Consider the following 24,050-nt stretch of genomic DNA (forward strand, 5'->3'; position numbering starts at 1 on the left):
TTATAACGTATAAAACGCCAAAAACTACTATTACAGCGGTTTTTGGCGTTATTTTTTTGGTCTTTAAAAGACCGTTTAAAGACCATTTTATAACTCTAAAACACTATTGAAAGCAATATCTACGAAAAAGCCATTTTGATGGTTAGCGGTTACGTTAGGGGTTACATTAGGGGTTACAAAAAAGGAAAAAAAATAGCGTGAGTTTTACAATATTTACACGTAATTACAACGTAAAGGCGCTAAAAAGCTTCGAGTTGTGGGGGTTATGATAGTTAAAAACAATATAGTTTTAAAATTAAAATACTGAAAATCAGTATATTATAATTAGAATTTAAAAAAAAAGACTATTCTAATCGTATTACACCTACAACTAAGGCTATTCCTGTGATATCTTCTTTAGGAACCTCAAACGCATCATAGTCTTTGTTATCAGAGATCATACAGAGTTTATCTTCAATGCTTCCTTTTTTTATTCTTTTAATGATGATACCTTGTTCTTTTGTGGCGATCACGTGGGTTTTGTTCCATTGGATAAAAGAATTTTCATTAATTACGGTGCAGGCAACCACATCGCCACTGTTATATTTTGGGTACATAGAAGATCCTTCTACTTCTATCATAAAATCTACCTTCTTATGTTTGAATTTTGGAATAACATAATAGTCTTTAACGTCTCTTTCTTCGATTGCAAATGAATTGTTACCAAATCCACCTACTGCGGTTACGGAAACCAATGGAATAGGCTTTAAATTTCCATAATTGGCCTTGCTTTCTTTTATAATGACTGCTTGGTCTTTTTTTAGCATTTCGCCACGTCCAGTTATTAACCAATTAGCATCAATGTCGGTATAAATGGATAGAATTTTATCTATAGCATCAGAATTAAGTGCTGATTCTTTCTGTTTTCCTTTGAAACTACCATAGGTCATGTTAATTTTTTCAAAAAAACTTTCTTTTGTATCTCCTTTTAAATCAGTTAAATACAATACTCTTTCTTTGATGTTAGATATTTTTTTATCCATAATATTGCGTATTAGATAATTTTCTTTCTATATTTGCTTCATGATTGAAACAAAAAAGACAATGGACAAACCTACAAAAAAAAGACAAAGCTACAATACGGCGGTTGTAAATATATTATCGGAAGAGTTTGGAGTATCAACTCAATTTGTTCGACAATGTATTAGAAAAGAAAAGCACAGTTTGACAGCTGAAACAATTAGGAAGAAATATCACGAGTTAGCAAATCCTTCTATAAAAGCTATTGAAAACTTTAAAAATCAACCAATATGAAAAAGTTAATCCACAAATTTCTAAAATACAGACAGAGCGTTTCGTTTGTATTTGCGGACAAGAAGATCAAAGAGGAATGGACGCTCTTTAGTAGATTCAAATTTTCAATCTATAAAACTGCCTAAGATGAAAAGACATGAAATAACCAAGCTATTGACAAAGAGTCAAAGAGTAGAGTTTGGAAGAGAAATAATGGACGCTATAGGTAGTGTCAATGAGCGAGAGGATATTGAGAGTAAAAGAGAATATCGCTCATTAATGACAAAAGCTAACAACGAAGTAAATAAGAAATATGAGCGTTTAGCTTTAGCTAACCAATAATCCCAAACGGTTCTTCAGAGGTTCGATTCCTCTGTTGGGAACAATTAAAACCATTTAAACCCCGTTTAAATAATGTTTGAGTACTATAATAATACACTTTGCGTTAAAGGAAATTCATTGGCTGAACTTGGAGTTGTAACTCTTAGCAGTTTGAAAGTTCTTACGCATCGAGGCAAAATAAAAAAAGCACGTTCGGCACGAGGTCTCGGCAGTTGCGCTTTGTATGTTTACTCTTCTCTTCCAGATCGTTTTAAGAATATTATCGAGCATGAGCTTGGTATTAATCCTTACGAGGAATCTAGCGTAATAAAATTTTCTGATTATCTGAAATCTGACGAAACCGCTTTGGCTTATTTCTCTAATTATGAACTGGAGGATGGCCGCTATCTGTCAGAAGCTAATTCGGAAGCTGTTGAAGAATATACTGCCAACGCTTGTGTATTGAATGCTATTCACAGCGTAATAGAGAAAGTTATAAAAGCTAACCCAAGGATAAACAAGGCGGAATTATGGGAGAAATTGGCAAAGTCTGTTGATAATATTGATGCAGATTTAAGAAGCTACTACCCTTTTAATCTTCCAACCAACCCAAGAGCATTAAGAGCAAAATACGAAGCTTGTATTTTGGAGGTTCCCAACGAAAGATATAAAAGACCTGGTCTTGAAGGATTAATCCACGACAATTGGTGTAATAAGAATTCACAAGTAATTACTGAAACAATTGGTAAGTGGTTAATTGTTCAGTATGGTATGCCTGTTAAGAGAAGTATTCCAGAAATACACCAAATTTACGAAAATAGCAGGTCATTAACTGGCTTTCCTCGTCTTTCGGAGAGTTCTATCTATAATTTCCTAATGAAGCCCGAAAACGAGCGTATTTGGAAGGAAGAGCGTGAAGGTAAAGATGAATACGAAAAACAATTCGGTCATACTATCAAGAAAAATAAAGATGTTTTATTCCCTAATGCACATTGGGCGATTGATGGAACTAAGCTAGATGCAGTTTACCAAGATGAAAGCGGTAAAATGGTTGCAGATAGAAATATTGATGTTGTTTGGGATGTACATAGCGAAACTATTTTAGGATTCTCTTTTTCCGATACCGAAAACCATACAGATCACTTTGTTGCGCTTCGTATGGCAGTTAATAAAGCTTGTGCAAAACCTTACTTATTTACTTATGATGCGCAGTCTGGCCATAGAACCAAGAAAATGCAAGAATTATACAGTAATGTAGTAGCAACTGGAGGGACTCACTATCATCATAAAGTTGGTAGAAAGTCAAATCCTGCTGAAGGTTTATTTCACAGGTTACAGCAATTTGCTAGAAGTCGCTTTTGGTTCTTTGATGGTCAAAGTATTAAATCTAAGCAAGATTTGTCTAAAGCAAACTTTGACTTTATCAAGAAATATAAAAAAGCACTTCCAACCAGAGAAGAACTTTACAAACATTGGTTGGTGTTGGTAAATGAATGGAATAACGCCAAACATTCCCGATACAACAAGACAAGGAGTGAAGTATACAATACAAAATCAGAGTTCACACAGGAGCTTGATCCTTTAGAACAGATTTCTATGTTTTGGCTTAATGAAACAAAACCTAAGAAATATTATCCTCATGGAATGCCTCTTACCGTTGGTGGAATTGATTATGATTTTGAGGTTTTGGACAGTGAAGGAAATATTGATCTAGAGTTCAGAAGAAAATACGTGAATACTAAATTGATTGTTTCGTATGATCCAGAATACTTAGATCAGTACATAAAACTCTACGAGCTAAATGAAAACGGACAAAAGGTGTTTGTTGCTTATGCTGAGAAGAAACGAGAACATATTCAAATTCCAAAACTATTAACCGAAATAGGCAGCGAAAAAATGCGACAGGATTTATTGGTTAAGGAAGAGGAAAGGCTCAGAGATAATAATACATATCAAGAATTTGCAAAAGAGTTAGGATTATCTGTAGAAGATTTAATTGATGAACAAAATGAAAGAATCAGTGACAACAACTGGGAACTCAAAGCAAAACTAGTTGCCTACGGCACCAAAGAAGAACAAATTCAAACAAACAGAAAAGTAAAAATAATGTAATATGAATCAGAAAGAGAAAATAGCAATCGTAAATCTACTCCGTGCTTTTGTAGATAACAAAGGAAGCCAGAACAAAGCGGCGGCCGCATTAAAAGGAGCATCCGCAGCAGTAGTATCACACTTATTAAGTGGCAACTGGGAACCATACTCAGATGATATGTTTAGAAATATTGGAGCACAGGTAGGCTACAATAACAGGGAGTGGCAATTTGCCGAAACAAGCAACTCAACTAAGCTACTGGAAGATTTATTGGATGCAAAGCAAAACGCAAAAGTTTTATCAATCGTAGCTCCTGCTGGAAGTGGAAAATCTGAAACCACCAAGAAATTTGCAGCAGAAAATAAAAACGTCTTCCGTATTGAATGCGGACAATATTGGACGCCCGATTATTTCCTTTCAGAAATTATCCAAAAAATAGGTATTCAAAGCAATAGCACAAGAGTTCCTTATATGATGAGGGATATTGTTTCCGACTTGCTAAAAAGAGAATCTCCAATGATCATCATTGATGAAGTGGACAAAGTAGATGATAAGGTTCTAGCGTTCTTAATTACATTTTACAATGAACTTGTTCCACACTGTTCTATCATTATTTCAGCAACTCATTATTTGATTAAAAGAATTAATGACGGCGTAAGACTTCAAAAGAAAAGCTACAACGAAATAAAATCACGTTACGGTAGATACTACGAGTTTGAGCCCACTTCTGGCAAAGATGTAAAAATTCTTTGTGAAGCTCAAGGGATTACAGACTCTCAAATTATAAACTCCATTTCTAGAGATTGCAAAGGAGATTTGAGGATCGCTAGAGATTTAATAATGGATGAGTTGAGAGCGAATAATAAAAAAATCACAGCCTAATGGAATACAGATATCACCCAGAAATTGAGGGTTTGAAAGTAAACGAAGACGGGTCCAGTGTATTATTAAATGACGCTCCTGTTGTTATCAAAGTGCGAAAAAGCGGAAATCATCCTTTCAGATATATCTATTTGAATAGTCATACGATAGGAATTGCAAGATTAATTTTAGAATGTTGGACGGGAATGCCACCAATACCAAGATTAACAGCAAAGCACAAGGATGGAGATTACACCAATTACCACTACTCCAATCTTGAATGGGGAAATGTTGGCGGAAACTCTAAAAACCCTCCAAAACTTACTCCAGAATTAGAAGACGAGATAATGGCTAAAAGTGCTCAAGGAGTTTCAGACTGTGAATTAGCAAGACAATATACTTTAGCACGAAGCACTATTCAAAAATTAAAAAAAAGATACAGCAAAAGACAAAAGTTAGATTGATATGGCGAAAACGCTGAATGTAAAGACATTTTTAACAAAGAAATTTGATTTAATGCCTTTTGATGGTATTTGGAAAAACTCATTCGGAAGACCAAGCAAGCAAGATAGTATGATGATTTACGGAAGCTCTGGAAGCGGCAAAACGGAACTGGCAATGCAATACGGTAGATATCTTACCAATTTTGGGAAAGTCTTTTACAACTCAATTGAGCAAAGGGATAGTTTTACGTTGCAGCAGTCATTAGAAAGAAATCAGATGGATTTGGTTGCAGATAAATTTCAAGTGGTTACAGGCGCTCAACTTCCAGAACTCGCAGAAAGGTTAAGAAAGCAACGATCCGCAGATTTTGTCATTATAGACTCCATTCAATATCTGGAAGCCAACAAAGCGGAGTACTTTGAATTCAAGGAAGAGTTTTATAAAAAGAAAGGTCTCATCTGGATTAGTCAAGTCAACGGAAAACCAAAGCTTGAAAATATAGACGACAAAATCAAAGGAGCATTAGCAAACTCAATTTGGTATGATGTAGATATTCAAGTTCCTGTGGTAGGCTTCCAAGGCTTTCCACAAAAAAGACTCAACGGCGGTGAAGAACCTTTTATTATTAATCATGACAGAGCAACCAAATATTGGGCAAAAATTAAATGAAAAATATGAAAATAACAGCATTACACTTATTACATACACTAGCATTGGATAGTATAATTGGTTTTCTTTCTTGGTACGAAAGAGCTAGCATTCATTTGTTTTTGAATCATAAAATTTCGCCAGATGAACTTTCAGAAAACATTACTGAATTAGCCACTATCATTATGCTTCACAATATCACGGCACCAAATATGAAGTACGGACACGACAGACTTCTCTACTATGAAGAAAACAATAATTGGGTGCCAATTGAAAATTACTTCGAAAATAATCCAGAAATGCTACACAAACTAAAAGAATTAACAATAAAAAACGAAACATTATGAGTATAGACATCACACAGCTTACTTCCGAGCAAAAAAAAGCGTTAAAGGCTGAATTAAAAGAACAAGAAAAAGCCGAAAAACAAAAAAGGACAGACGATTTACAATGCTTCAAAAAACTTTCTGAAGAATATGTAAATAAAAATATTGATCCTTTGGTCCATCATCATGAAATAACAGAATGTTTAATTGAGAAACTTTGGAAAGATTACGAAACAATAAGACAGTTAAAAGCAGAAATCTATGGAACAAAAACCAATGAACAGGATAGTCATACTTCTACGCTAGAAAATGGTTCTGCAAGTATAACGGTTGGTTGGAATGTAACAATCGGATTTGATGGTACTGAATCCGCAGGGGTTGAAAAAATTAAAGATTTTATTAACTCGCTTTCCTCTGATGAGGAAAATGTGAAAAAACTTTCCGCAGCAGTTAATACATTTTTAAAACCAAATGCTAAAACAGGTATGCTAAACCCATCGAAGATTATTGAGCTATCAAAATTGAAATCAGAATTTAATGATGAACGTTTTGATGAAGGTCTTGAAATTATTTTTGAAGCTCAACAACGCCGCCAGAATTCAATGTATGTAAGCGGTTGGAAATTTGTGGAAATAGACGGTAAACCAAAGAAATTAGAATTCAGATTCACAGTGTAAACAAATCTTAATTAAAACATCAAACAAATGGCAACAACAAAAAAATTGATGACCTTACTTTCAAAACAAGGTCTCACCAACCAAAGAGCGGATATTATCGCAAACTTTACCAATGGCAGAACTACAAGCGTGAGAGCTTTGAATCCTTCTGAAATAGACAAGCTTTGCAACTTCTTTGAAGCGGAACAAAAAAAGATTGACCGAGATCTAGACAAAAAAAGAAAACGTGTTATCGCTGTACTATTTGGAATTCACGAGAAACTTAACAAAAAAGTATCTATGCAGTATGTGAAAGGCATCGCCTGCAAAGCTGCAAAAGTGGATGATTTTAACAAAATACCTTCTCACAGATTGGATACTCTTTATGCCGCCTTTCTTAAACAAGAAAAAGACCTAGACTTTTCCAATAGATATGTAAGCGGATTAATTAACGAAGCAATTTGTTACAACTAATGGCACTCAAAAAACGAAAAACCCCACTCACGGAACTATTCGCAGAACGTGAAGCACTAAGAGTAAAACCAATATCAAACAAACCAAATAATTTTAAAACAAATGAAAACAGTGCAGATTATAGAAGACGCAGTATTAAAAGCGCACAGTGAAGCAACCACCAAAGGAAAATATTTACTTGAAAAATTGTTTTCGGGTTCAGTGTTCAAAAAAGACATCAAAGAACGTGTAAAGAGCATAGATGACGCTTGCAATGTTCTCGGTGATAATGACAAAGATGTTATTGATTATCGCTCAATGCAAGCTCTCAATTTACAAGACCATGTATTAGGCAGCCAAGAGCTTATTATCATCACAAAAGCATTAAATGAAGGTTGGACGCCCGATTGGGATAATGGACAATGGGATAAGTGGTTCAACTGGTTCTATGGTGGTTCGTCCTCGTCTGGTCGGTTCTCGTTCAACTACTCCGGTAATCTGGGCTCGGCTTCGTATTGCGGCTCTCGCCTTTGCTTTAAATCATCTGAATTAGCTGATTATGCAGCAAATCAATTTTTTGACATTTATAAAAAAGTTTACACCATTTAATAATTACAACAATGACAGACATTAAAGAAAAAGTAAAAAGTTTTGAAGACGCTTGTAGCATCTTAGGTATCCAACCTATAACACCCGATTTTTCATTTTTAGAAGAAAAAGAGCAAAGGGCACAATTAGCACACTTTAAATTAGTTATCATCACAAAAGCATTAAATGAAGGTTGGACGCCCGATTGGGATAATGGAAAATGGGATAAGTGGTTTCCTTGGTTTTGGTTTAATGATAATAGTTCGTCCTCGTCTGGTCGGTTCTCGTTCGGCTTCTCCGGTTATCGGTACTCGGATTCGTATTGCGGCTCTCGCCTTTGCTTTAAATCATCTGAATTAGCTGATTATGCAGCAGAACAGTTCTTTGATTTGTACAGAGATTATTATGTAATAGAACATTAAAAAAATAGGTTGTGTGATGTTTGGGTTTTAGTTCGTCCTCGTCTGGTCGGTTCTCGTTCAACAACTCCGATAATCAGAACTCGAATTCGAATTGCAGCTCTCACCTATGCAAAAAAAAAAAATAAAACATCACAAACCTTAGCTCTAGCTAAAAAATAACAAACTTTCCAAAAGGCGTTGGTAGGATTTCCGAAAACGACTTTTTTAAAAGCAAAGGAAATTGATATGAAAAGAATTAACAATATATTTCAACGCATAATAAGTATTGAAAACCTCATACTTGCTGATGAAAAAGCACAAAAAGGTAAATCAAAGCAATACGGTGTAGTTGTTCATAATAAAAACAGAGAAACCAACATTATGAAGCTTCATACGATCTTATTAATGAAAACCTACAAAACATCTAATTACGATATCTTCAAGGTTCATGAACCTAAAGAACGAGAAGTTTACAGGCTTCCATTTTTCCCAGACAGAATTTGTCATCATGCGATAATGAACGTTTTAGAACCTATTTTCGTGGCGGTTTTTACGGCGGATTCTTATTCTTGCATCAAAGGGCGTGGAATTCACAAAGCATCTTTCAATCTTAGAAAAGCATTGAAAAACGTTGAAGAAACTACTTACTGCCTGAAGCTTGATATAAAGAAGTTCTATCCGAACATCGACCATACAATTTTAAAGGTTTTACTGCGTAAAAAATTTAAAGATCAAGATTTACTTTGGTTACTGGATGAAATAATAGATTCCGCTCCTGGTTTACCAATTGGAAATTATTTGTCTCAATATTTAGCCAACTTTTATCTAACATATTTTGACCACTGGATAAAAGAACAATTGAGAGTAAAGTATTACTTCAGATATGCCGACGATATCGTGATTTTACACAAAGATAAAGACTATTTGCACAGGGTTTTAAATGTTATTAAAGACTATTTCGATTTGAATTTACTTCTTGAAGTTAAAGACAATTGGCAAGTCTTTCCAGTTGAAGCTCGTGGAATTGATTTCGTTGGATATGTTCACTTCCACACTCACGTACGACTACGGAAAAGTATTAAAAAGCGTTTTGCGAGAATGCTTAAAAGAAAACCTCGCAAAGAGTCGATAGCATCGTACACAGGCTGGACAAAGCACTGTGATTCAAAAAATTTAATGAAAAAACTAATACCCGAATGTTCAACTTTAGCGACTTTAAAATAAAGCCAAAGGAAAACACATTTATAGGCAAGAAAATGGACGTTGACGATGTCTTGAATATTGAAATAGCAGTTCTTGGTTTTGAAATCAAAGATTCAACAAAGAAAGCAGGAACAAAGTATCTCACTTTACAAATTGAAGTCAACGAAAACAAACGAGTGGTTTTTACAGGATCAAAAACATTAATGGACTTAATAAGTCAAGTTCCTAAAGATGGTTTCCCTTTCAAAACCACCATCAAAAAGAATGATAAACGATTAGAATTTACTTGATATGAAACTAATATTTTCAAAATATATTAATGGTGAGCCGACTTACTTTAAGGACAAAATTTAGATATTAGAAATAATGACCGATATCCAATTCATAAAGGCAACCAAAGAGTTTTTCTTTCAATATTTCCTAGCACAGGAAATGGGAGAAAGACCAAGCCTGTTGAATATGGAGGAACTGGTTGAAGAATATAAATTAACAATATTGAAAGATAATGAGAATACAAATAAAAATAGAGCCCGAGACGTTGTTTCTAATCCACAAGATAATTTTGGATCAATGCCAGATGATGGCACAAAATAGATCTCAACGATCGGACAAATCTATGAAGGTAGAACTTTTTGAAATCGTCAGCAAAAGATGCATTAGTTACAGTCTCAATCCCAATGGTAAAAAAATGAATATGACATTAAAATATCATTTAGCTAATTTGATTTATGAAATTTTGAGCGAAAAAACAAAACCCTATGGCGGAATCTACGAAGTTAATAAATTGGATATGTTTAAAAATCAATTACACCAACAGTTATTATGAAAAATTACATTGCACTACATAAAAATAGCGATCTAAAAATAAACATTTTATATGCCGAAACTGGCGTTTTGCATTTTGCAGAATTTACAGGAAGCCGATGGACGGAAAAACAAGTAAGCTATGCTATTAAGAATCTTGTACCTATTACAGAGGATTTTATGCTCTTAAATCTTGAAAATAGAAATTTAGAATTTGAATTTATAAAACGTCCTACAGATTTGAGTTTTAAAGCGTTTTGGGATTTATATGGCAACAAAGTTGGTAAAATGGTGACGACAGAAAAAGCATGGTCAAAGCTTACTGATTTGGATAAAATAGATGCTTTACTGTTCATCCCAAAATTTAAAAACAAAAAGCAGATAGATGGCACGGCACTGCCTTATCCATCAACGTATCTAAATCAAAAATATTGGCTCGCTGAAAAATACTAAGATGATTCACCTCACCGAAATAAAACCCGACCTCATCAAAATGGAAATAAAAATGCACTTGCCACAAATGGACGTTATCAACTTTCTACAAAAGAAAGGTTATGAAGTGAAAGCTTTTTTCTTTGTAGTTCCAGCTAGTGAAGAATTTTTAATCTCAGAACCTGCATTTTCAGTAAGCACCTTTACAGCGACAAAAGATGGAGAACAGCAAAGCGAGGAAACCATGTATCTGAATGTTTTTGAAAAGGAAATTAAAAGCTTTTTAAGTCTAACAAAATAATTCTTTGACTACTTTTATAAACGCCTGCCGAAAGGCAGGTTTTTTATTATCTTTAAACCTTTAAAATTTATATTATGAAAAAAATATTATTCTTTTTATTATTGTCTTGTTTTGCTTTTGGGCAGAACTCAGTTAAAGATACTATATTAGCAAACTCAAAAGCTTTTATTTTTAAGCTACAAAATCATAAAATTTATTTAGGTAATCCAAGTAATCTAAAGTTTGAAAAAAACGCCGATGGTTTCAAAGCTTTTGGAAATGATATTGATTTCAATGTTTACTACAGCAATCTATCAGAACCAACAAAACAAGTGAAAGACGCAATGCTTGTAGTGAATAAATGCAAAGCCAACGAAATTACTTGCAGTATAGGTTTTGATGAAGTTGATAATTACACCTATTTCAATAATACTTTTGTTACCAAAGATTTGGAACTTAATGACTCTTATGTTATCTATCTAAAAAATGGTGGCAGTATTGGTGTAAGTTTCAAAACTAAAGTCCCAAAGGATTACGCAGACAAAAAAGCGGAATTGGTGGATAGTTTCAAAAGTCTGATTCTGGAAGGATTAATCATCCGGGAAGATTATTATAAGACTCATAAGCTGTAACGCCAACTTGCATAATTAGAAAGAACTAATTATTTTTGTGCTAATGTCTGATAACCATAGATTTTTAGCCCGAAACACACAAGTAAGGAAATTCTTCGATAACCTCGAGAGAAAGAATCCACAATGGCGAATCAGCGCACTGGAGAAAGAAACGGCGGATCAGTTTTTTATTTCAGAAAGAACCGTAAGATCAATTTTAAAAGGAAACGGAATTTATTGTTTAAAAAGCGTTTAACAATGTTTTAAACGCTTTTTTTGTGGAATAGAAATTGTTTGTATATTTGCAAAAAAAATATTATGCCTGATTTTAAATCTCAATTTGATAAAATGAAGCAAGAAGCAAGTGAGCGTTGGGAAAAAATGAGCGAAGCCGAGCGTGAAAAGCTAAAAGAACGAAGTCGTCGATTCATGCGTAAAACAATTTTTGCAGTACCATCGGCCAGTAATCAATCTACTTCTTCCAAGTAAATTTCAAAATCATCTCCATTTTGCACAATATCTTTTACGTTAAACTTAGTATTAGATTTAAACAGTACTTCAAATTCGTCTTCATTTCCAAAAGTTTTTGAGAAAAAGGAAATGTCACCCAATTCTTTTCCGTTTTTATTTTTGATGTAGAACATCATTGTTGGTTCGTCTTGCCCAAAAGCTTTTGCTATCTCTTCTCGTGTTGTGCTACTAGTAAAACCCTCATGATTAATTACTTTACCGATATTATCTGCATATTTTTTATATTTTTCTGCATCAAAAGGCATTCCTCTCATTAAGGTAAGCTCTTTACTTTTGGGGAGTTTTAATAAGGCTCTATTAAGCATTCTTTCCTGGGCTTCTTCTAATGGGAAAACTCTCTTTGTATATAATGCCTCATTTAAATCCCAATATCCCATATTAGTATAATGCTGTATAGTTGTTAGTTCTTCTATCGTTAAGTTTGGGTGTTTTTTCAGCAAATCTGAAGCTTTAACATCTTCAAAAGCTTGCCGCCATCTGTCGTCTGTTTTTAACAATTCAATATCTTCATTATATTTGGCTAATTCTATAGCATCTTCTTTTTCATCGGTGTTCAATCGTTCTTCATACGCCGAACCTCCAAAGATTTTTCCACTATCAGCAGGATTATTTTCAAATTCTATTTTAGTTTGAAAACCTCCCGGAATAGTTGTTGGCTCTTCATCAGTTTGTTCAATATCGCATCGGCAACCCCAATCCAAAGGTGGTGTATGCGTTTTCCAAAAAGGATCATTATACGGGCGAATGGTTCCGTCCAATATCTTATGCTCTGGGCGTACTCTCGCATCGTGTACGCTCACTAATTTAATGTTAGGATACAATTCTACATTACGCTCAAAATCCTTCCATTTTGCCGCCATTTGCGCATTAGCAATTGTCTGATGTCTCTCAGTTTCCAACCAACGATAATTGTAATCGTCAGAAACCTTTAAGGCTTCCTGTTTGAAGTCTGATTTTTTACGTAGATGTTTACCATCGGTCAAAAGGCTTTCAACATCTTTTTTGAAAGCCGTTTCTTTAAAGGCTGAAAACTCGGCAATGTTTTCCTTTAGAGATTTTGCCAGATCTTCATCATAAAATTGTAAGTCCGGACTGTAGCCAACATCAACTGCCTTGGATAATTTGGAGTTATAAAAATCCCAAAGTTTTTGGCGTGTAACAAAGGAGACGTTTTTATCGTTAAACATCTCTTCTAAGTAATCTTCTATAAGCCTGCTCAAACTAAAATCTGCTACCAGTTTTATAGGCTCGTGGTCACAGCATTTGGAGCGGTAGTTCAGCTTAAGCAGGCTTATTCCTTTTTTGGATTTTCGGAGTTTTCTTTTTTCGCTCCTGTCGGCATACTTTCAATCTCAGATCCATAAGTTTCCTCGAGATAAGTTTGTTTCAGAATGATTCCGGCATTCATTAATGCCTGATCTATTTTAATTTGATCTTTAGGATCTTTGGTTTGGGAAACTGCAATTTTGAAACCTTCCGGAATATTATAACCAATAGCACGCATTGCCGGAACGACTTGATGATTTAGAATAGAAAGTATTTTCTTTTCATCTCCGAAAATCAATTCTCCCAAAGTATTTTCGTGGACATTTCCCTGTGCTTTACTCGCTCCATTCTCCGTAGTCATTGTTTGGTGTAATACCAATTTAGAAAGCTCAGCATCCAAAGCTTTAATCTTTTGATAAAACACATTGAAAGCATCGGCTTTTGTGTTCTCTTTGATTTCTATCTCGGTACCGATTGGAAAAACGCCATAAGGAGCAGAACCCATTTCCTCCAGCCAACCTGCAACTTCTTTTTTTACAGTTTCCGATTGTGAAGCTACTTTGGCGATTCTGATAGGAATTCCGAATAATTCTTCGAACTCATCCCAGCTTCCCCAAGAATGTCTTTTGAGAATTGTGTACGGTGCTGCCTTTTCCAGCAATCCTATTGGATCGTACATTTGGCAATATAAAAGGTCTGGGAAATAATCTTTATAAGGAAGTCCTTTGTTGAGTTCAAATTCTGAAAGAAGCATTCCAAGTTCTGGAACGACCAAACGACGGTCAATCAGTTCAACTTCATTAATTTTTCCTTTTTTGTAATCTTTGAACCATAGCAAAGAATAACCTCTGTAAGTAGATTTATGAGTTTCTTCCAAGATCTTTTCAAACCACGGTTCATCTTTGATATACTTAGTGCAATTATCATCTTTCTTGCCATCTGGATTAACGAAAATAAAATCTTTGTTAGTGGTTCTCAGTGTTCTATTTTCTGTTATCCCGGTAAGGTGACCATCTAACATAATATCATCATAAACCTCCTGTAAAAGAAAGGTTCTTGGCATATCTACATTGTAGCGTTGCTGTCTTCCAGCAATCCAATGGTTTATTTCTTTTCTCCACAATTGTCGGGAACGCTTGATCTGGTCAACTAAAAACTTGGTGACTTTATCTACATTATTTCTATCGCCTCCGGAAAGCTTCAAAGAGTTTTTGAAAAGATTACCGCCCACGGTTGCACTGGCTGTTTGATGAAATTTCATAATTATGAGTTGACTGCTTTGTCAAGCGTTTTTGTTAATTTGGTTGTTATTTTATTTTCAAGCGTTTTGGATTTCCCCATAAACTGGCGTTTGGGTGTGTGGTCAAAACCTTCGTTGTGTCGCTCTGCATATTCTTTATATGTGTAGAATATGACGGATAATTTTGATCTTCTTGCTCGGAATGAGTTTCTTAATTTGTCGCCACCTGTATTGTGCCCCGTGAGAAGTGCGCGTCCTTGTTCTCTTCTGCCAAATTGTGTGAGACTCCCTTTTGAACCAACACGACTCGTTCTATATCTTGTAAGGTCTTTACCATTTACATCTGTAGTCTTTCTTTTTTGCCAAGCTCTTTTCGCTCCGTCATCAAAAGATTCTTCTTGGAAATTCTTTTTAATAAAATTCAATCCTTCAACTTCAATGATTATTGGTAGTTGTTTCGTGAATACATTTACAATTTTGCCAAGCGTTCTTCCTAATTCATCAAATCCTGCCATTACCAGTGATTTCTGTAAGATTTATTACTTTTCAGTTTGTAAAAACCAACATCTTTCATAGAGCCGTCTTCGGTTTCTTCTTTTTTCGGTGGAAGATCTGCACGCCATTCTCCGGCGGCAACTTTTTCCAGCCAGTTCATTGCTTCGTTGTAGTCGTCGGCTTGATCTCTCGGAACTCGCTTTCCTCGTCTTTTAGGTATTTCGTAGATCACCAAAGCTTTGAGATATTTGACTAATGTTTTATTGCGCTCATTGTCTTCTTTTGCAAATGATAATTCCATATCGTAGTAACTTCCCAGATAGGTTTTCATCACATCGATACATTCGTCAATGATTTCCTCAACTATACCATCATCACTGTTGGTAATGAGATCAATAATTTCGAGCGTTGCAACAGTCTTTAAATCGTCTTTAATAAGAAATGGCATAACTATGAAAGATTTAATTTTTTATTTTGATATTTTGGATTCAATCGGCGGTAAATCATTGTTTTGAAAGATTGCCTGTAACTCATCATTGCATCCATAGAACTTTCCTCAGTTTCATCTTCTGTCTGCTGGAGTGGCTGGAACTGGTTGCCAAATAAAAACTGCAGTTTTTCTGCAATCGCATCCAACAAATCAATTTCAATGAGTCCGCCTTCTGGATCTGTTGTTTTATTGTGCTGATCCAGCCAACCATCTTTACAGTAGAAAATGACATCAATAACCGTATTTCCTTCTTGGTTCTGCTCGGTCATCGTCTCATACTTGATAGATGAAATCCTAATTAAACAAGCTGTATAGTATTGCCCAAAATCCTTTCCATCGTTTTCAAATTGTTTGCGGTACAAATCCACATATTCCAATTGTGGAATGGTCTTCAAAGCATTTTTAACAGCAATAAATAATTCTTTTCTTGGTGTCATAATCTGCGTTTTTTCTTTTTGCCGATGACTGGTTTACGTCCCTCATTTCCTTGGTCTTCTGAAAATCCAAAGTAGGTTTGTGAAAGTGTTATAGCTCGTTCCAATGTATCGGCAGGATCGTCACCAGTTGCCATACCTTTTTCAAATGCAAGAATCCATTTCATAAACAAATCAAAATCTTGCTTAGATCGTATTTTAAGAGATTCATCCCAAAATAGAATCTTACGAAACAAAGCATTCCCTACGCCCGCTGCAATTCTATTGTGTTTATCGCCTTCTTGGGTGAGTCCAATAGGAATGTTTGGACATTTATTGTCTTCCGCGGCTTGTAAGATAATTGGTGTATAGACAACTTTTTGAGCGGCTGTTGCATCGAAAAATCCCATTGTATTATAACCTTTATGCAAATATTTTTTCACCCATTGTGCTCTTACTTCCATAGCAGAATTAATTTCACATTTCTGGCAAAAAACCTCTAGTACAAATAGTTTAATTCCTTTAATTCCAAGCAGAACACCTGCTTTTAAATCTCCTGGTCCACTATAGGATAAATCCCAATGATCCAAAAGCCCATCCCAAACCTCATTGTCTGCAACTCTTGTATAAATAATTGTATTAGCTTTGAATAGCTTACCTTCTTCAATAGGGTTGTTGAAATCCTCTCGTTGAGACGTATAATGGTCGTCATCTTCAATAATATCAATAACCTCTTCTCTTGTGTAGCGTTCTTTCCAAGAAGGTTCCCAATCGGTTCTTTTTCGGCAATCTTCAGCTGTAATATTTTCCGTAGCGAGATTGATTCTACTAATATCCAAATGCTTTGAATCTTTGAATTTTTCTTTCAAAAAATCAAGTAAACCATCTTTCACGATGTAATTATTTGGAATAATCAATCTTCCACGCTCTTTGTGAAATGCTTTTTTGAGGTCTCCAGTAATTTTTTCGCCATATTTTCTTACCATTTCTGGACGTTTAGCTCTGTCTCTATCTTCGCAGTCATCTACACTTGCAAAGTCTGGTCTGTATTGTCCAAATCTCAAACCTCTAAAAGGCTGATTAAGTCCTAAACTTTTGAAAAATCGACCATCTTTAGTTTGAAATTCTCCATCCGCCCAGTTGCCATAGCTTAGCTGTTGTCCGAAGTCTTTTATAATTCGCTCATTACTTTCAAAGTGCATTTGTAAGTCACTTAGCAATATTTTTGAAAGTCCTTCATTAGCTCCAATTAACAAGGCAAAGAACAACTCATTATTTTCCTTGAGGTGTAGAATGTTACCAACATTGGTGTGGATTGATTTTGCTGCACCACGATACCACTCTCTGAATTGTCGAATTTTATTGTCTTTGAATACCTTTTGGTAGCTTTCGTGATGAAATTGAGAGCTCGGAGCGTCTGCTAATGGAAGACCAGAATTAACTCCAAAGTAATAATCAAAGAATTCGATATAATTCTCTGGTTTCAATAGTCGTTTTATTCTGTCTTGCTGTTGATCGGTACTTTCATTTTCCAATGATTTTGCAGTTGCATCCTTAATCATTTTGGAAAGCATAAAATACCGCTCCTTAGCTTCTTTTAGCTCTGTCTTAGTCATTCTGCAAAAGTTCAGTTATGTACTCGTCGAAAAATGGACGTATCTCTTTGAGTTTGTTCAATAGTTCCTCTCTTTTTTTACCTGTGCTTTTTCCTGCTTTTTCAAGCATAAAAGAGCTAAAACCATCTATACTTTCCATTGTATAGACTGCTACTTTTTTACTATCTGTAATGCGGTCAAAGGCTGCCACAACTTTCGAAACATCATCGGCTTTGTAAGGCAATGGTTTCCCTTGCTCTATTGCTAAAGCCATTTTTAGGGTCAGTTTTCTAATGTTAGAAGGCTTTAAGGATGCTAATTCTTTTTCCTCTTCCCAATTATCGTCGTCCCTCCATTTTCCCAAAGTTTTTATTCCAATGCCTATAATTTCTGAGATATTAGTAATTGAAAAACCTTTTACAAAAAGGTCTTTTCCTTGTGATTTTTTGTAATCTACATCTGCCGCTTTTAGTCTTGCCATTACTTTTTATATTTTCCGTCAACAATTAATTTTCCGTCCTCAGAGAAATAGATATTATTCACATCTACACCGTCGTACTGGAGGTTTTTCTTAGCTTCTATCAGCATTGGAGTAATATCATCTTCATTCAACATCTGGTCGATACCAACACCTAACTCGGGATTTGCCTTGAATTCGCCTTTGTAAGCCATTAGAATGTGTTTCTGATGCTGATTATCAGAGTCGCCTATTACAAAATCTCCGTTTTTTATGACGAGATCTTGATCAAATAATAAGTCTTTCATAGACACAAAATTCGCCTCTATATATGTGCTATAAAATTCGAGAAACAACCATTTCCAAAATTTTGGAAATAGTCGCCAAAATATTGGAAACCATTGTTTTGTGATTTTTTTTAGCTCTTCAAATCGTTCAATTTTGTCTCAAGAAATTAGAACAGAATCTAAAAATGACACACGATTTTATTATTAATACCGAGGATGTAAATGAGTACAAATTCAGAGTGCTGACGGATGGTATTGATTATACTCAGTATATGAAAAACCCAATTGTTCTTTTTATGCACGAAAGGGAATTTGCCAAAACAGATGAGAATAAAGGAAGTGCTGTAATTGGAAGATGTGTAAAGCTTTATAAAAGAGGAACAGACTTGATAGCTTCTATTGAGTTTGATATGGAAGATCCTTTTGCTGCCAAAATCGCTGGAAAAGTTGAACGTGGTTTTATCCGTATGGCTTCTATGTACGCTCCAGTTCTCGGAACCTCATCAGATGCTAAAGATGTTATAGCTGGTCAATTGTTAGAAACTGTTACAGCTTGTAAGCTTGAAGAAATTTCAATTGTTGATGTTGGTGGTAATGATAAAGCGCTCAAGCTTTCCAAAGAAAATACCGCTGTTCAACTAAAAAAAATCAATCAAAAATCAGAAAATAAAATGTCAGAATTAAAAACAATTGCACTTGCATTAGGTAAAAGTGCTGATAGTTCGGAGGTGTTGGTCTTAGACGCTGTAAATGAGTTGAAACTTTCTCTACAGAAAAAAACAACAGAAGTATCTGAATGGAAGGACAAATATATTGCTCTTCAAAAATCTGAAGCCACAACCATTGTACAAAAAGCGGTTAAACTTGGATTGATTCCAGAAGATTTGGCTGAAGGACAGATTTCATTATTCGAAAATGATTTCGATGGTCAAAAAGTGAAGCTTTCAAAATTGATTGAAGACAAAGAAAGTGCCGACGAAAAAGACGATAGAAATTCAACTATTGAAGCGGTTGTACTTGCTGGAGGTAAAAAGAAACCTGTAAACACGAGCGATGAATCTTTTGATTATCTGCAAAAACACGACCCTGTGAAATTGTCAAAAATAAGAACAGAAGAGCCATTGAAGTACGCTCAGCTTTCCAAAGCTTATGCGGAAGGTGTAAGATATACGCCAGCTCAAAAATAATTATCAATCAAAAAATACTCTAAAAATATTATGAAAAAGAGACTTTCATTATTGGCTTTGTCCATTAACTTTATTTTAGCATTTGCTTTCTCGTTTGTTTTGTCAAGTTTTGTAGAAGTAAATCCTATTTATTTGGCTTTAGGAATTGTTGTGACTTATGCAACTGTAACCTATTTTAAGCCTTTTTCAAAAGGAATCTTACAGGAGGGTTTACAAACAGAAGTTTGGATTGCTGACATTAGAGAACAGCCTTTGCCAGATACTTCCTTTATTGCTCAATCTCAAGATTTATCAGCCTATGTAAGTAATAATACACTTCATTTAGCGGAAGCTGGAGTAGATCCAGATGTACATCTTAATTACTTTACAGAAAATGACGAGGAATTGCCAATTCAGAATATTAGCGACATTCCTCACGAGGTTCTATTGCAAATTTGGTCAACTTCTCAAACCAAGCATAATAACTTGCTTGAAGCCGAATTAAGCTATGACAAAAGAGCATCAGTTCTTAATCGACATAGAAATGCGTTAGCAAAAAATATGGCTCAAAGAACAGCCTTTAACTGGGCGGCAGCAACGAATGATGAATTTAACAAAATTCTAAACCTTGGTGCAACGGATTCTGTTATTGACGGTCTTTTCGATATGCAAGCATTCATGAGAGACCATGACCTTGATATGACAACTTTAAACGTCTTATTGACAGCTGATCACGCTTCCAGAATTCGTAAGGAAGACAAGAAGCTTTACAAAGAAATCAGTTCTGAAAAAGGAGCAACGATTGCTGATTTTAAAGTGTTTTTCTATTCTAAAACACCTTTATACACTTCCGCAGGTGTGAAAAAACCGTGGGGATCCACTGCTGAAGCAGGAGACAAAAAAGCATCCATTATTTGGGATTCTGAAGAAGTATTCAGATGTACAGGAGACGTTGAGATTTATCCAACATTGAAGCATTCTGGCTGGCAAGCTGATTTGTTCTCAATGGGACAAAGAGCCTTGAATGGAAAAATTAGAAGTAATGCACCGAAATACTTTGGGGCTATTCTTTAATCATCTTTTAATATCTAATTAAAATGTCAGATACAAAACAAAAAGCATTGGACTTTTTTAAGTCCAATGCTAATACAAAAGAAGTTTTTGCGACCGTGGACGGATTTTTATTCTTGAAAAAGAATGATGCATTAACCCACGCAAAAACATTAGACGAAGACAATCCAACTATTGAAACTTTCTCTAATGGCGGAAATTTAACTAAAAAACAGGAAACGCTTAAGCTTTCAGTTGCTGAATACAAAGAGCTAAAAGAAAAAGCCACGGTAGAGTATAAAGAACTCTTTGGAGCTGATCCAGACTCTAAACTTTCGGGAGCAAAAATTCAAGAGTTGAACGACGCTAAAAAATTAGAGCTAGCTAATGCGAACGATTAAATATATAGCCGTGCATTGCACAGCCACACCTCAAACCACATCTATTAGTTCAATAAGCAACTATTGGAAAACAAGTTTGAAATGGAGAATGCCCGGCTATCATTTTATTGTAAATCCAGATGGGGAAATTGTACAATTATTACCTATTGAACAAGTTTCAAATGGTGTAGGTGGTTTGAACTCTCAAATTATCAACATCTCATATATAGGAGGTATTGATAAGAATGGAAAACCAATTGACAACCGAACCGATGCTCAAAAAAAAGCATTACTAGCAAAGCTAAAAGAACTTAAAAAACATTTTCCTAAAGCTATTATTCAAGGACATCGTGATTTTCCTAACGTAAAAAAAGCCTGTCCTTCATTCAATGCCAAGAAAGAGTATGAAAACATTTAACGCAATTTTCTTTTTGTTGCTGTTGCTTGTTTTGGGAGCTTGCCAATCTAATCGGCAGGTAACCCAAACCAAAGAAACCACAAACGGAGTAAGCTCTGTAAAAATTACAAAATACAGAGATACTATTCTTACGGCTCCAGGATCTTCAACGGATTTTAAATTGCCTTTAAACGCTGTTTCAAAATGTCCAGACGGTTCTGTTCCGCAAAGCATTAATAAAAGTTTTACTCAAAAAAACGGAAATGCAACGGCAAAAGTGGTTATCAAACACGATACAATTACAGTAACGGCTGAATGTGATTCCGTGGCTTTGGCTGCTAAAATTCGACAGGATTTTGAAAGTAAAGATTCCAAAACTTCGGTTAAAGAAAATATCTCAACTGATACTCATACAGGCTATACATTTTGGGATTTAGTCAAGGCTTTTGGGGGTGGTTTCTTAGTGTGCATCATCATTTTATTCATTTTAAAAATATACTTAAATGTTACCATACATAAAGTTTAATATCTCAACCAACGGACTTGGTCAAGACGTTGCCGACATCCAAAAGATTCCTGGTCTATTGATTACAGGTGCAACTGTTGCAGAAAAAGCAACAATTGGCAAATCTTATCAAATATTCTCATTACAAGAGGCTAAAGATTTGGGCATTGAAGAGACTGGAAGTAATGCCTTTGCTTACAAACATATCAAAGCATTCTACGATTATGCAGGAAGCAACGCAGAACTGTGGTTTATGTTGATTTCCGACGCTACAACAATGACATCAGCTCTTGACAAAGATACTGGTGTTGCAAAACAATTAATTGCAGATGCAGGCGGAAATATCAGAGTTCTCGGAGTTGTAAAACAGCCTACAGTTTCTCCAACGATTACCCACGGATTAGATGCTGATGTATCTACAGCAGTTGAAAAAACGCAAGCTTTAGCAGATGAATTCGCAGAAAAATATTTTCCATTTCGAGTAATCTTGTCGGGAAATAATTTCTCTGGAGTATCGACAGATTTGAAAAATTATGTTGATGATAATAACTATAATAGAGTCTCTATTTTGTTGTCCAATACAGATGGTTCTGTGGATGCTTCAATAGGTTTAGCGTTGGGACGTTTGGCAAGCATTCCAGTTCAAAGAAACATTGGACGTGTTAGAGATGGCTCAGTTGAAAATACAGCTGCATTCTTTACATCTGGCGGAAAAGTCGAAAGCCTATCCGCTCAATGGAATGCCATCCACAACAAAGGTTACATTTTCCTTCAAAATTATGTTGGTCGTTCAGGATTTTATTTTTCCGATGATCCAACATTAACGCAGGTTGATGATGATTTCAATACGCTTGCAAATGGTTTTGTAATGGACAAAGCAGTTCTTATTGCTTATGATGTTTTACTTGATTATTTGAAAGACGAAGTGCCTATCAACACAGACGGAACCATCCACCCAGGAATCATTAAATCTTGGCAGGCAGCTGTTGATACACAGATAAGAGCATTAATGGTAAATACTGGAAATCTTTCCGATGTAGCCGTTAAAATAAACGCAAATCAAAACGTAGTTTCTACAGGACAGGTTTTAATAGAAATTAAACTTTTACCTGTTGGCTACGCAAAATACATAACCGTGAATATTGGTTTCACAACAAATACAGAATCTTAATTATGGCAGATACATTTGATTCAAAACAATACAGCTGGAGCGATGTCTCAGTAGTTGTAGGTGGTAGAATAGTTACAGGTGTGCAATCTGTAGAATATACAAGAAAACAAGCCAAATCCATTTTGAGAGGTCGTGGCAACAAAGGTCACAGAATCTTGAGAGGTGATGAGGATTGCGATGGAACAATCGAAGTTTGGCAATCTGAATTAGAAGCAATGACAAGAGATGCTCCTAATAAAAACGTGCTAAAACTTTCATTTGACCTCACAGTTGCTTATGTGCCAGAAGATGGCGGACAAACCGTAACAGACATCTGTAAAACGTGTGAAATTACAGAAGTAAAAAAAGGGATTAAAACAGGAGACGGAAATATGATTATTCAATTGCCATTTATTTTCCTTGATCTTTTACCACAAGAATAACATTCATATCTATTAAATTTTCTCAAAAGCCTGTGCTCATTGGGGACAGGCTTTTTTAAAAACAACAAGCAAAATGCAAGTAACACAAGAACAAATCCAAGATTGGGAAAAAAAACACGGAGGTATCTATGAGCTTCCTGTAGAAGATAAATTAGCGTTTTTGAAAGAACCAAAAATGCTTGATTTCAAAAGAGCATTTACAGCAATGCAAAAAGGTGGCGACATCGCATTTGGCGAAGAAATGTTAAACGCACTTTGGTTGGGTGGAGATGAAGAAATAAGAACAAATGATGATTATTTCTTACCAGCAAGAAAAGAGTTGGTTGATTTCTTCAACTATCCAGACGCAATAATCAACAACACAAAAAATGGACACGAAATTATTATCGAAGATAAAAAATGTGTTGTAAGGGTTATTACAAGAGAGGACATCAGATTGGCTGAGAAAAAAAATCAAACCAACAAACCTTTCCAAACTCAAGAACATTTGTTTGATATGATTGTTATTTCAAAAGACGTAGAATTTGATGATAAAAACAATCCAGACTACAGATTCCCTCTATATCAAGCGATTGAAAAATTACAAAATCAAAAATCGGCACGCTTAAAAAAGCGCTCACCGATGCCATTGTCGACATAGACGATGCATCGGCAAAAGAATACGGAGAATATATTGATATAAGGCTATTCAATGCCTATCTCAATTACTATATGCACATTCAAAATCCGAATGATTTATCGGACGAAGATTGGGCTGAAAAAATACAAGATCTACACTTTATAAGACAACAGG

The 24,050-nt window shown here is 35.1% G+C and carries 36 protein-coding genes; 27 read left to right on the forward strand and 9 right to left on the reverse strand.

The window, feature by feature from the left end:
- Nucleotides 1–344 precede the first annotated feature (344 nt).
- Nucleotides 345–1,022 carry a S24 family peptidase gene (locus tag ACQQ6V_RS05630; protein WP_448844577.1) on the reverse strand — a complete coding sequence of 226 codons (678 nt, stop codon included), beginning with the start codon at nt 1,020–1,022 and terminating at the stop codon, nt 345–347.
- 61 nt (nt 1,023–1,083) lie between these two features.
- Between ACQQ6V_RS05630 and ACQQ6V_RS05635 the strand changes: the two genes are divergently transcribed.
- From ACQQ6V_RS05635 to ACQQ6V_RS05725, 19 genes are all read left to right on the forward strand, one after another.
- The gene (locus tag ACQQ6V_RS05635; RefSeq protein WP_300668877.1) at nt 1,084–1,293 is read left to right on the forward strand and encodes a hypothetical protein; all 210 of its coding nucleotides are present in this window, start codon (nt 1,084–1,086) and stop codon (nt 1,291–1,293) included.
- 126 nt (nt 1,294–1,419) lie between these two features.
- Nucleotides 1,420–1,614 (forward strand): hypothetical protein, encoded by a 195-nt coding sequence (locus ACQQ6V_RS05640; RefSeq protein WP_448844578.1) that lies wholly within the window; start codon nt 1,420–1,422, stop codon nt 1,612–1,614.
- A gap of 72 nt (nt 1,615–1,686) precedes the next feature.
- Nucleotides 1,687–3,705 carry a hypothetical protein gene (locus ACQQ6V_RS05645; protein ID WP_448844579.1) on the forward strand — a complete coding sequence of 673 codons (2,019 nt, stop codon included), beginning with the start codon at nt 1,687–1,689 and terminating at the stop codon, nt 3,703–3,705.
- A 1-nt stretch (nt 3,706) separates the two neighbouring features.
- Nucleotides 3,707–4,567, forward strand: a complete 861-nt coding sequence (locus ACQQ6V_RS05650; protein ID WP_448844580.1) for an AAA family ATPase — start codon at nt 3,707–3,709, stop codon at nt 4,565–4,567.
- Nucleotides 4,567–5,010 carry a hypothetical protein gene (locus ACQQ6V_RS05655; RefSeq protein WP_448844581.1) on the forward strand — a complete coding sequence of 148 codons (444 nt, stop codon included), beginning with the start codon at nt 4,567–4,569 and terminating at the stop codon, nt 5,008–5,010. Before ACQQ6V_RS05650 ends, ACQQ6V_RS05655 begins: the two co-directional genes overlap by 1 nt.
- A gap of 1 nt (nt 5,011) precedes the next feature.
- Entirely contained in the window at nt 5,012–5,659 is a 648-nt protein-coding gene (locus tag ACQQ6V_RS05660; RefSeq protein ID WP_448844582.1) for an ATP-binding protein, read from the forward strand.
- A gap of 5 nt (nt 5,660–5,664) precedes the next feature.
- The gene (locus ACQQ6V_RS05665) at nt 5,665–5,985 is read left to right on the forward strand and encodes a hypothetical protein (protein ID WP_448844583.1); all 321 of its coding nucleotides are present in this window, start codon (nt 5,665–5,667) and stop codon (nt 5,983–5,985) included.
- The gene (locus ACQQ6V_RS05670) at nt 5,982–6,641 is read left to right on the forward strand and encodes a DUF3164 family protein (protein WP_448844584.1); all 660 of its coding nucleotides are present in this window, start codon (nt 5,982–5,984) and stop codon (nt 6,639–6,641) included. The genes ACQQ6V_RS05665 and ACQQ6V_RS05670 overlap by 4 nt, the downstream gene beginning before the upstream one ends.
- A 27-nt stretch (nt 6,642–6,668) precedes the next feature.
- Nucleotides 6,669–7,094: a hypothetical protein gene (locus ACQQ6V_RS05675; protein ID WP_448844585.1), complete on the forward strand. Its 426-nt coding sequence runs from the start codon at nt 6,669–6,671 to the stop codon at nt 7,092–7,094.
- 102 nt (nt 7,095–7,196) lie between these two features.
- Nucleotides 7,197–7,682 (forward strand): hypothetical protein, encoded by a 486-nt coding sequence (locus tag ACQQ6V_RS05680; protein WP_448844586.1) that lies wholly within the window; start codon nt 7,197–7,199, stop codon nt 7,680–7,682.
- 11 nt (nt 7,683–7,693) lie between these two features.
- Complete coding sequence (locus ACQQ6V_RS05685) at nt 7,694–8,083, forward strand: hypothetical protein (protein WP_448844587.1); 390 nt, start codon at nt 7,694–7,696, stop codon at nt 8,081–8,083.
- A 225-nt stretch (nt 8,084–8,308) separates the two neighbouring features.
- On the forward strand, nt 8,309–9,286 hold the full coding sequence (locus ACQQ6V_RS05690; protein WP_448844588.1) for a reverse transcriptase domain-containing protein: 978 nt from the start codon (nt 8,309–8,311) through the stop codon (nt 9,284–9,286).
- Between the two features lie 32 nt (nt 9,287–9,318).
- The gene (locus ACQQ6V_RS05695) at nt 9,319–9,555 is read left to right on the forward strand and encodes a DUF8468 domain-containing protein (protein WP_221405199.1); all 237 of its coding nucleotides are present in this window, start codon (nt 9,319–9,321) and stop codon (nt 9,553–9,555) included.
- A 76-nt stretch (nt 9,556–9,631) separates the two neighbouring features.
- Entirely contained in the window at nt 9,632–9,859 is a 228-nt protein-coding gene (locus tag ACQQ6V_RS05700; protein WP_448844589.1) for a hypothetical protein, read from the forward strand.
- Complete coding sequence (locus ACQQ6V_RS05705) at nt 9,843–10,091, forward strand: hypothetical protein (protein WP_448844590.1); 249 nt, start codon at nt 9,843–9,845, stop codon at nt 10,089–10,091. The genes ACQQ6V_RS05700 and ACQQ6V_RS05705 overlap by 17 nt, the downstream gene beginning before the upstream one ends.
- The gene (locus tag ACQQ6V_RS05710) at nt 10,088–10,522 is read left to right on the forward strand and encodes an LvrA C-terminal domain-related protein (RefSeq protein ID WP_448844591.1); all 435 of its coding nucleotides are present in this window, start codon (nt 10,088–10,090) and stop codon (nt 10,520–10,522) included. Before ACQQ6V_RS05705 ends, ACQQ6V_RS05710 begins: the two co-directional genes overlap by 4 nt.
- Nucleotide 10,523: 1 nt before the next feature.
- Entirely contained in the window at nt 10,524–10,802 is a 279-nt protein-coding gene (locus ACQQ6V_RS05715) for a hypothetical protein (protein WP_448844592.1), read from the forward strand.
- A gap of 74 nt (nt 10,803–10,876) precedes the next feature.
- Nucleotides 10,877–11,413 carry a hypothetical protein gene (locus ACQQ6V_RS05720; protein ID WP_448844593.1) on the forward strand — a complete coding sequence of 179 codons (537 nt, stop codon included), beginning with the start codon at nt 10,877–10,879 and terminating at the stop codon, nt 11,411–11,413.
- A gap of 297 nt (nt 11,414–11,710) precedes the next feature.
- Nucleotides 11,711–11,881 (forward strand): hypothetical protein, encoded by a 171-nt coding sequence (locus ACQQ6V_RS05725; RefSeq protein ID WP_448844594.1) that lies wholly within the window; start codon nt 11,711–11,713, stop codon nt 11,879–11,881.
- On the opposite strand, the gene ACQQ6V_RS05730 is transcribed toward ACQQ6V_RS05725, so the two are convergent.
- The 8 genes from ACQQ6V_RS05730 to ACQQ6V_RS05765 form a co-directional block, all read right to left on the reverse strand.
- Nucleotides 11,860–13,143, reverse strand: a complete 1,284-nt coding sequence (locus ACQQ6V_RS05730; protein WP_448844595.1) for a phage minor head protein — start codon at nt 13,141–13,143, stop codon at nt 11,860–11,862. The genes ACQQ6V_RS05725 and ACQQ6V_RS05730 overlap by 22 nt on opposite strands.
- A gap of 71 nt (nt 13,144–13,214) precedes the next feature.
- Nucleotides 13,215–14,450 (reverse strand): phage portal protein family protein, encoded by a 1,236-nt coding sequence (locus ACQQ6V_RS05735; protein WP_448844596.1) that lies wholly within the window; start codon nt 14,448–14,450, stop codon nt 13,215–13,217.
- A gap of 2 nt (nt 14,451–14,452) precedes the next feature.
- Entirely contained in the window at nt 14,453–14,944 is a 492-nt protein-coding gene (locus tag ACQQ6V_RS05740) for a phage morphogenesis protein (protein ID WP_448844597.1), read from the reverse strand.
- Nucleotides 14,944–15,372: a phage protein Gp36 family protein gene (locus ACQQ6V_RS05745; RefSeq protein ID WP_448844598.1), complete on the reverse strand. Its 429-nt coding sequence runs from the start codon at nt 15,370–15,372 to the stop codon at nt 14,944–14,946. Before ACQQ6V_RS05745 ends, ACQQ6V_RS05740 begins: the two co-directional genes overlap by 1 nt.
- Before the next feature lie 2 nt (nt 15,373–15,374).
- On the reverse strand, nt 15,375–15,851 hold the full coding sequence (locus ACQQ6V_RS05750; protein ID WP_448844599.1) for a hypothetical protein: 477 nt from the start codon (nt 15,849–15,851) through the stop codon (nt 15,375–15,377).
- Nucleotides 15,848–17,443 (reverse strand): hypothetical protein, encoded by a 1,596-nt coding sequence (locus ACQQ6V_RS05755; RefSeq protein ID WP_448844600.1) that lies wholly within the window; start codon nt 17,441–17,443, stop codon nt 15,848–15,850. Before ACQQ6V_RS05755 ends, ACQQ6V_RS05750 begins: the two co-directional genes overlap by 4 nt.
- A complete protein-coding gene (locus tag ACQQ6V_RS05760; protein WP_448844601.1) occupies nt 17,436–17,903 on the reverse strand; it encodes a terminase gpP N-terminus-related DNA-binding protein in 468 nt (155 codons plus the stop codon). Before ACQQ6V_RS05760 ends, ACQQ6V_RS05755 begins: the two co-directional genes overlap by 8 nt.
- Complete coding sequence (locus ACQQ6V_RS05765) at nt 17,903–18,187, reverse strand: oxidase (protein ID WP_448844602.1); 285 nt, start codon at nt 18,185–18,187, stop codon at nt 17,903–17,905. The genes ACQQ6V_RS05760 and ACQQ6V_RS05765 overlap by 1 nt, the downstream gene beginning before the upstream one ends.
- A gap of 164 nt (nt 18,188–18,351) precedes the next feature.
- Here ACQQ6V_RS05765 and ACQQ6V_RS05770 point away from each other — a divergent pair, with 164 nt between their 5' ends.
- From ACQQ6V_RS05770 to ACQQ6V_RS05805, 8 genes are all read left to right on the forward strand, one after another.
- On the forward strand, nt 18,352–19,353 hold the full coding sequence (locus ACQQ6V_RS05770; RefSeq protein ID WP_448844603.1) for an HK97 family phage prohead protease: 1,002 nt from the start codon (nt 18,352–18,354) through the stop codon (nt 19,351–19,353).
- A gap of 30 nt (nt 19,354–19,383) precedes the next feature.
- The gene (locus ACQQ6V_RS05775; RefSeq protein ID WP_448844604.1) at nt 19,384–20,406 is read left to right on the forward strand and encodes a hypothetical protein; all 1,023 of its coding nucleotides are present in this window, start codon (nt 19,384–19,386) and stop codon (nt 20,404–20,406) included.
- Nucleotides 20,407–20,429: 23 nt separating this feature from the next.
- Nucleotides 20,430–20,783: a hypothetical protein gene (locus ACQQ6V_RS05780; RefSeq protein WP_448844605.1), complete on the forward strand. Its 354-nt coding sequence runs from the start codon at nt 20,430–20,432 to the stop codon at nt 20,781–20,783.
- A complete protein-coding gene (locus ACQQ6V_RS05785) occupies nt 20,770–21,180 on the forward strand; it encodes an N-acetylmuramoyl-L-alanine amidase (protein ID WP_448844606.1) in 411 nt (136 codons plus the stop codon). Before ACQQ6V_RS05780 ends, ACQQ6V_RS05785 begins: the two co-directional genes overlap by 14 nt.
- The gene (locus ACQQ6V_RS05790; RefSeq protein ID WP_448844607.1) at nt 21,167–21,685 is read left to right on the forward strand and encodes a hypothetical protein; all 519 of its coding nucleotides are present in this window, start codon (nt 21,167–21,169) and stop codon (nt 21,683–21,685) included. The genes ACQQ6V_RS05785 and ACQQ6V_RS05790 overlap by 14 nt, the downstream gene beginning before the upstream one ends.
- Nucleotides 21,663–22,835, forward strand: a complete 1,173-nt coding sequence (locus ACQQ6V_RS05795; protein ID WP_448844608.1) for a DUF2586 family protein — start codon at nt 21,663–21,665, stop codon at nt 22,833–22,835. The genes ACQQ6V_RS05790 and ACQQ6V_RS05795 overlap by 23 nt, the downstream gene beginning before the upstream one ends.
- Before the next feature lie 2 nt (nt 22,836–22,837).
- Nucleotides 22,838–23,257, forward strand: coding sequence for a hypothetical protein (locus tag ACQQ6V_RS05800; RefSeq protein ID WP_448844609.1), 420 nt, complete (start codon nt 22,838–22,840; stop codon nt 23,255–23,257).
- Nucleotides 23,258–23,330: 73 nt separating this feature from the next.
- Complete coding sequence (locus ACQQ6V_RS05805; RefSeq protein ID WP_448844610.1) at nt 23,331–23,897, forward strand: hypothetical protein; 567 nt, start codon at nt 23,331–23,333, stop codon at nt 23,895–23,897.
- Nucleotides 23,898–24,050 lie beyond the last annotated feature (153 nt).

It is taken from the genome of Chryseobacterium electrogenes, assembly GCF_053553015.1.

Coding starts and splice junctions, on each gene's coding strand:
- ACQQ6V_RS05630 (WP_448844577.1), bottom strand. CDS start 1,022: ATGGATAAAAAAATATCTAACATCAAAGAAAGAGTATTGTATTTAACT.
- ACQQ6V_RS05635 (WP_300668877.1), top strand. CDS start 1,084: ATGGACAAACCTACAAAAAAAAGACAAAGCTACAATACGGCGGTTGTA.
- ACQQ6V_RS05640 (WP_448844578.1), top strand. CDS start 1,420: ATGAAAAGACATGAAATAACCAAGCTATTGACAAAGAGTCAAAGAGTA.
- ACQQ6V_RS05645 (WP_448844579.1), top strand. CDS start 1,687: ATGTTTGAGTACTATAATAATACACTTTGCGTTAAAGGAAATTCATTG.
- ACQQ6V_RS05650 (WP_448844580.1), top strand. CDS start 3,707: ATGAATCAGAAAGAGAAAATAGCAATCGTAAATCTACTCCGTGCTTTT.
- ACQQ6V_RS05655 (WP_448844581.1), top strand. CDS start 4,567: ATGGAATACAGATATCACCCAGAAATTGAGGGTTTGAAAGTAAACGAA.
- ACQQ6V_RS05660 (WP_448844582.1), top strand. CDS start 5,012: ATGGCGAAAACGCTGAATGTAAAGACATTTTTAACAAAGAAATTTGAT.
- ACQQ6V_RS05665 (WP_448844583.1), top strand. CDS start 5,665: ATGAAAATAACAGCATTACACTTATTACATACACTAGCATTGGATAGT.
- ACQQ6V_RS05670 (WP_448844584.1), top strand. CDS start 5,982: ATGAGTATAGACATCACACAGCTTACTTCCGAGCAAAAAAAAGCGTTA.
- ACQQ6V_RS05675 (WP_448844585.1), top strand. CDS start 6,669: ATGGCAACAACAAAAAAATTGATGACCTTACTTTCAAAACAAGGTCTC.
- ACQQ6V_RS05680 (WP_448844586.1), top strand. CDS start 7,197: ATGAAAACAGTGCAGATTATAGAAGACGCAGTATTAAAAGCGCACAGT.
- ACQQ6V_RS05685 (WP_448844587.1), top strand. CDS start 7,694: ATGACAGACATTAAAGAAAAAGTAAAAAGTTTTGAAGACGCTTGTAGC.
- ACQQ6V_RS05690 (WP_448844588.1), top strand. CDS start 8,309: ATGAAAAGAATTAACAATATATTTCAACGCATAATAAGTATTGAAAAC.
- ACQQ6V_RS05695 (WP_221405199.1), top strand. CDS start 9,319: ATGGACGTTGACGATGTCTTGAATATTGAAATAGCAGTTCTTGGTTTT.
- ACQQ6V_RS05700 (WP_448844589.1), top strand. CDS start 9,632: ATGACCGATATCCAATTCATAAAGGCAACCAAAGAGTTTTTCTTTCAA.
- ACQQ6V_RS05705 (WP_448844590.1), top strand. CDS start 9,843: ATGATGGCACAAAATAGATCTCAACGATCGGACAAATCTATGAAGGTA.
- ACQQ6V_RS05710 (WP_448844591.1), top strand. CDS start 10,088: ATGAAAAATTACATTGCACTACATAAAAATAGCGATCTAAAAATAAAC.
- ACQQ6V_RS05715 (WP_448844592.1), top strand. CDS start 10,524: ATGATTCACCTCACCGAAATAAAACCCGACCTCATCAAAATGGAAATA.
- ACQQ6V_RS05720 (WP_448844593.1), top strand. CDS start 10,877: ATGAAAAAAATATTATTCTTTTTATTATTGTCTTGTTTTGCTTTTGGG.
- ACQQ6V_RS05725 (WP_448844594.1), top strand. CDS start 11,711: ATGCCTGATTTTAAATCTCAATTTGATAAAATGAAGCAAGAAGCAAGT.
- ACQQ6V_RS05735 (WP_448844596.1), bottom strand. CDS start 14,450: ATGAAATTTCATCAAACAGCCAGTGCAACCGTGGGCGGTAATCTTTTC.
- ACQQ6V_RS05740 (WP_448844597.1), bottom strand. CDS start 14,944: ATGGCAGGATTTGATGAATTAGGAAGAACGCTTGGCAAAATTGTAAAT.
- ACQQ6V_RS05745 (WP_448844598.1), bottom strand. CDS start 15,372: ATGCCATTTCTTATTAAAGACGATTTAAAGACTGTTGCAACGCTCGAA.
- ACQQ6V_RS05750 (WP_448844599.1), bottom strand. CDS start 15,851: ATGACACCAAGAAAAGAATTATTTATTGCTGTTAAAAATGCTTTGAAG.
- ACQQ6V_RS05755 (WP_448844600.1), bottom strand. CDS start 17,443: ATGACTAAGACAGAGCTAAAAGAAGCTAAGGAGCGGTATTTTATGCTT.
- ACQQ6V_RS05760 (WP_448844601.1), bottom strand. CDS start 17,903: ATGGCAAGACTAAAAGCGGCAGATGTAGATTACAAAAAATCACAAGGA.
- ACQQ6V_RS05765 (WP_448844602.1), bottom strand. CDS start 18,187: ATGAAAGACTTATTATTTGATCAAGATCTCGTCATAAAAAACGGAGAT.
- ACQQ6V_RS05770 (WP_448844603.1), top strand. CDS start 18,352: ATGACACACGATTTTATTATTAATACCGAGGATGTAAATGAGTACAAA.
- ACQQ6V_RS05775 (WP_448844604.1), top strand. CDS start 19,384: ATGAAAAAGAGACTTTCATTATTGGCTTTGTCCATTAACTTTATTTTA.
- ACQQ6V_RS05780 (WP_448844605.1), top strand. CDS start 20,430: ATGTCAGATACAAAACAAAAAGCATTGGACTTTTTTAAGTCCAATGCT.
- ACQQ6V_RS05785 (WP_448844606.1), top strand. CDS start 20,770: ATGCGAACGATTAAATATATAGCCGTGCATTGCACAGCCACACCTCAA.
- ACQQ6V_RS05790 (WP_448844607.1), top strand. CDS start 21,167: ATGAAAACATTTAACGCAATTTTCTTTTTGTTGCTGTTGCTTGTTTTG.
- ACQQ6V_RS05795 (WP_448844608.1), top strand. CDS start 21,663: ATGTTACCATACATAAAGTTTAATATCTCAACCAACGGACTTGGTCAA.
- ACQQ6V_RS05800 (WP_448844609.1), top strand. CDS start 22,838: ATGGCAGATACATTTGATTCAAAACAATACAGCTGGAGCGATGTCTCA.
- ACQQ6V_RS05805 (WP_448844610.1), top strand. CDS start 23,331: ATGCAAGTAACACAAGAACAAATCCAAGATTGGGAAAAAAAACACGGA.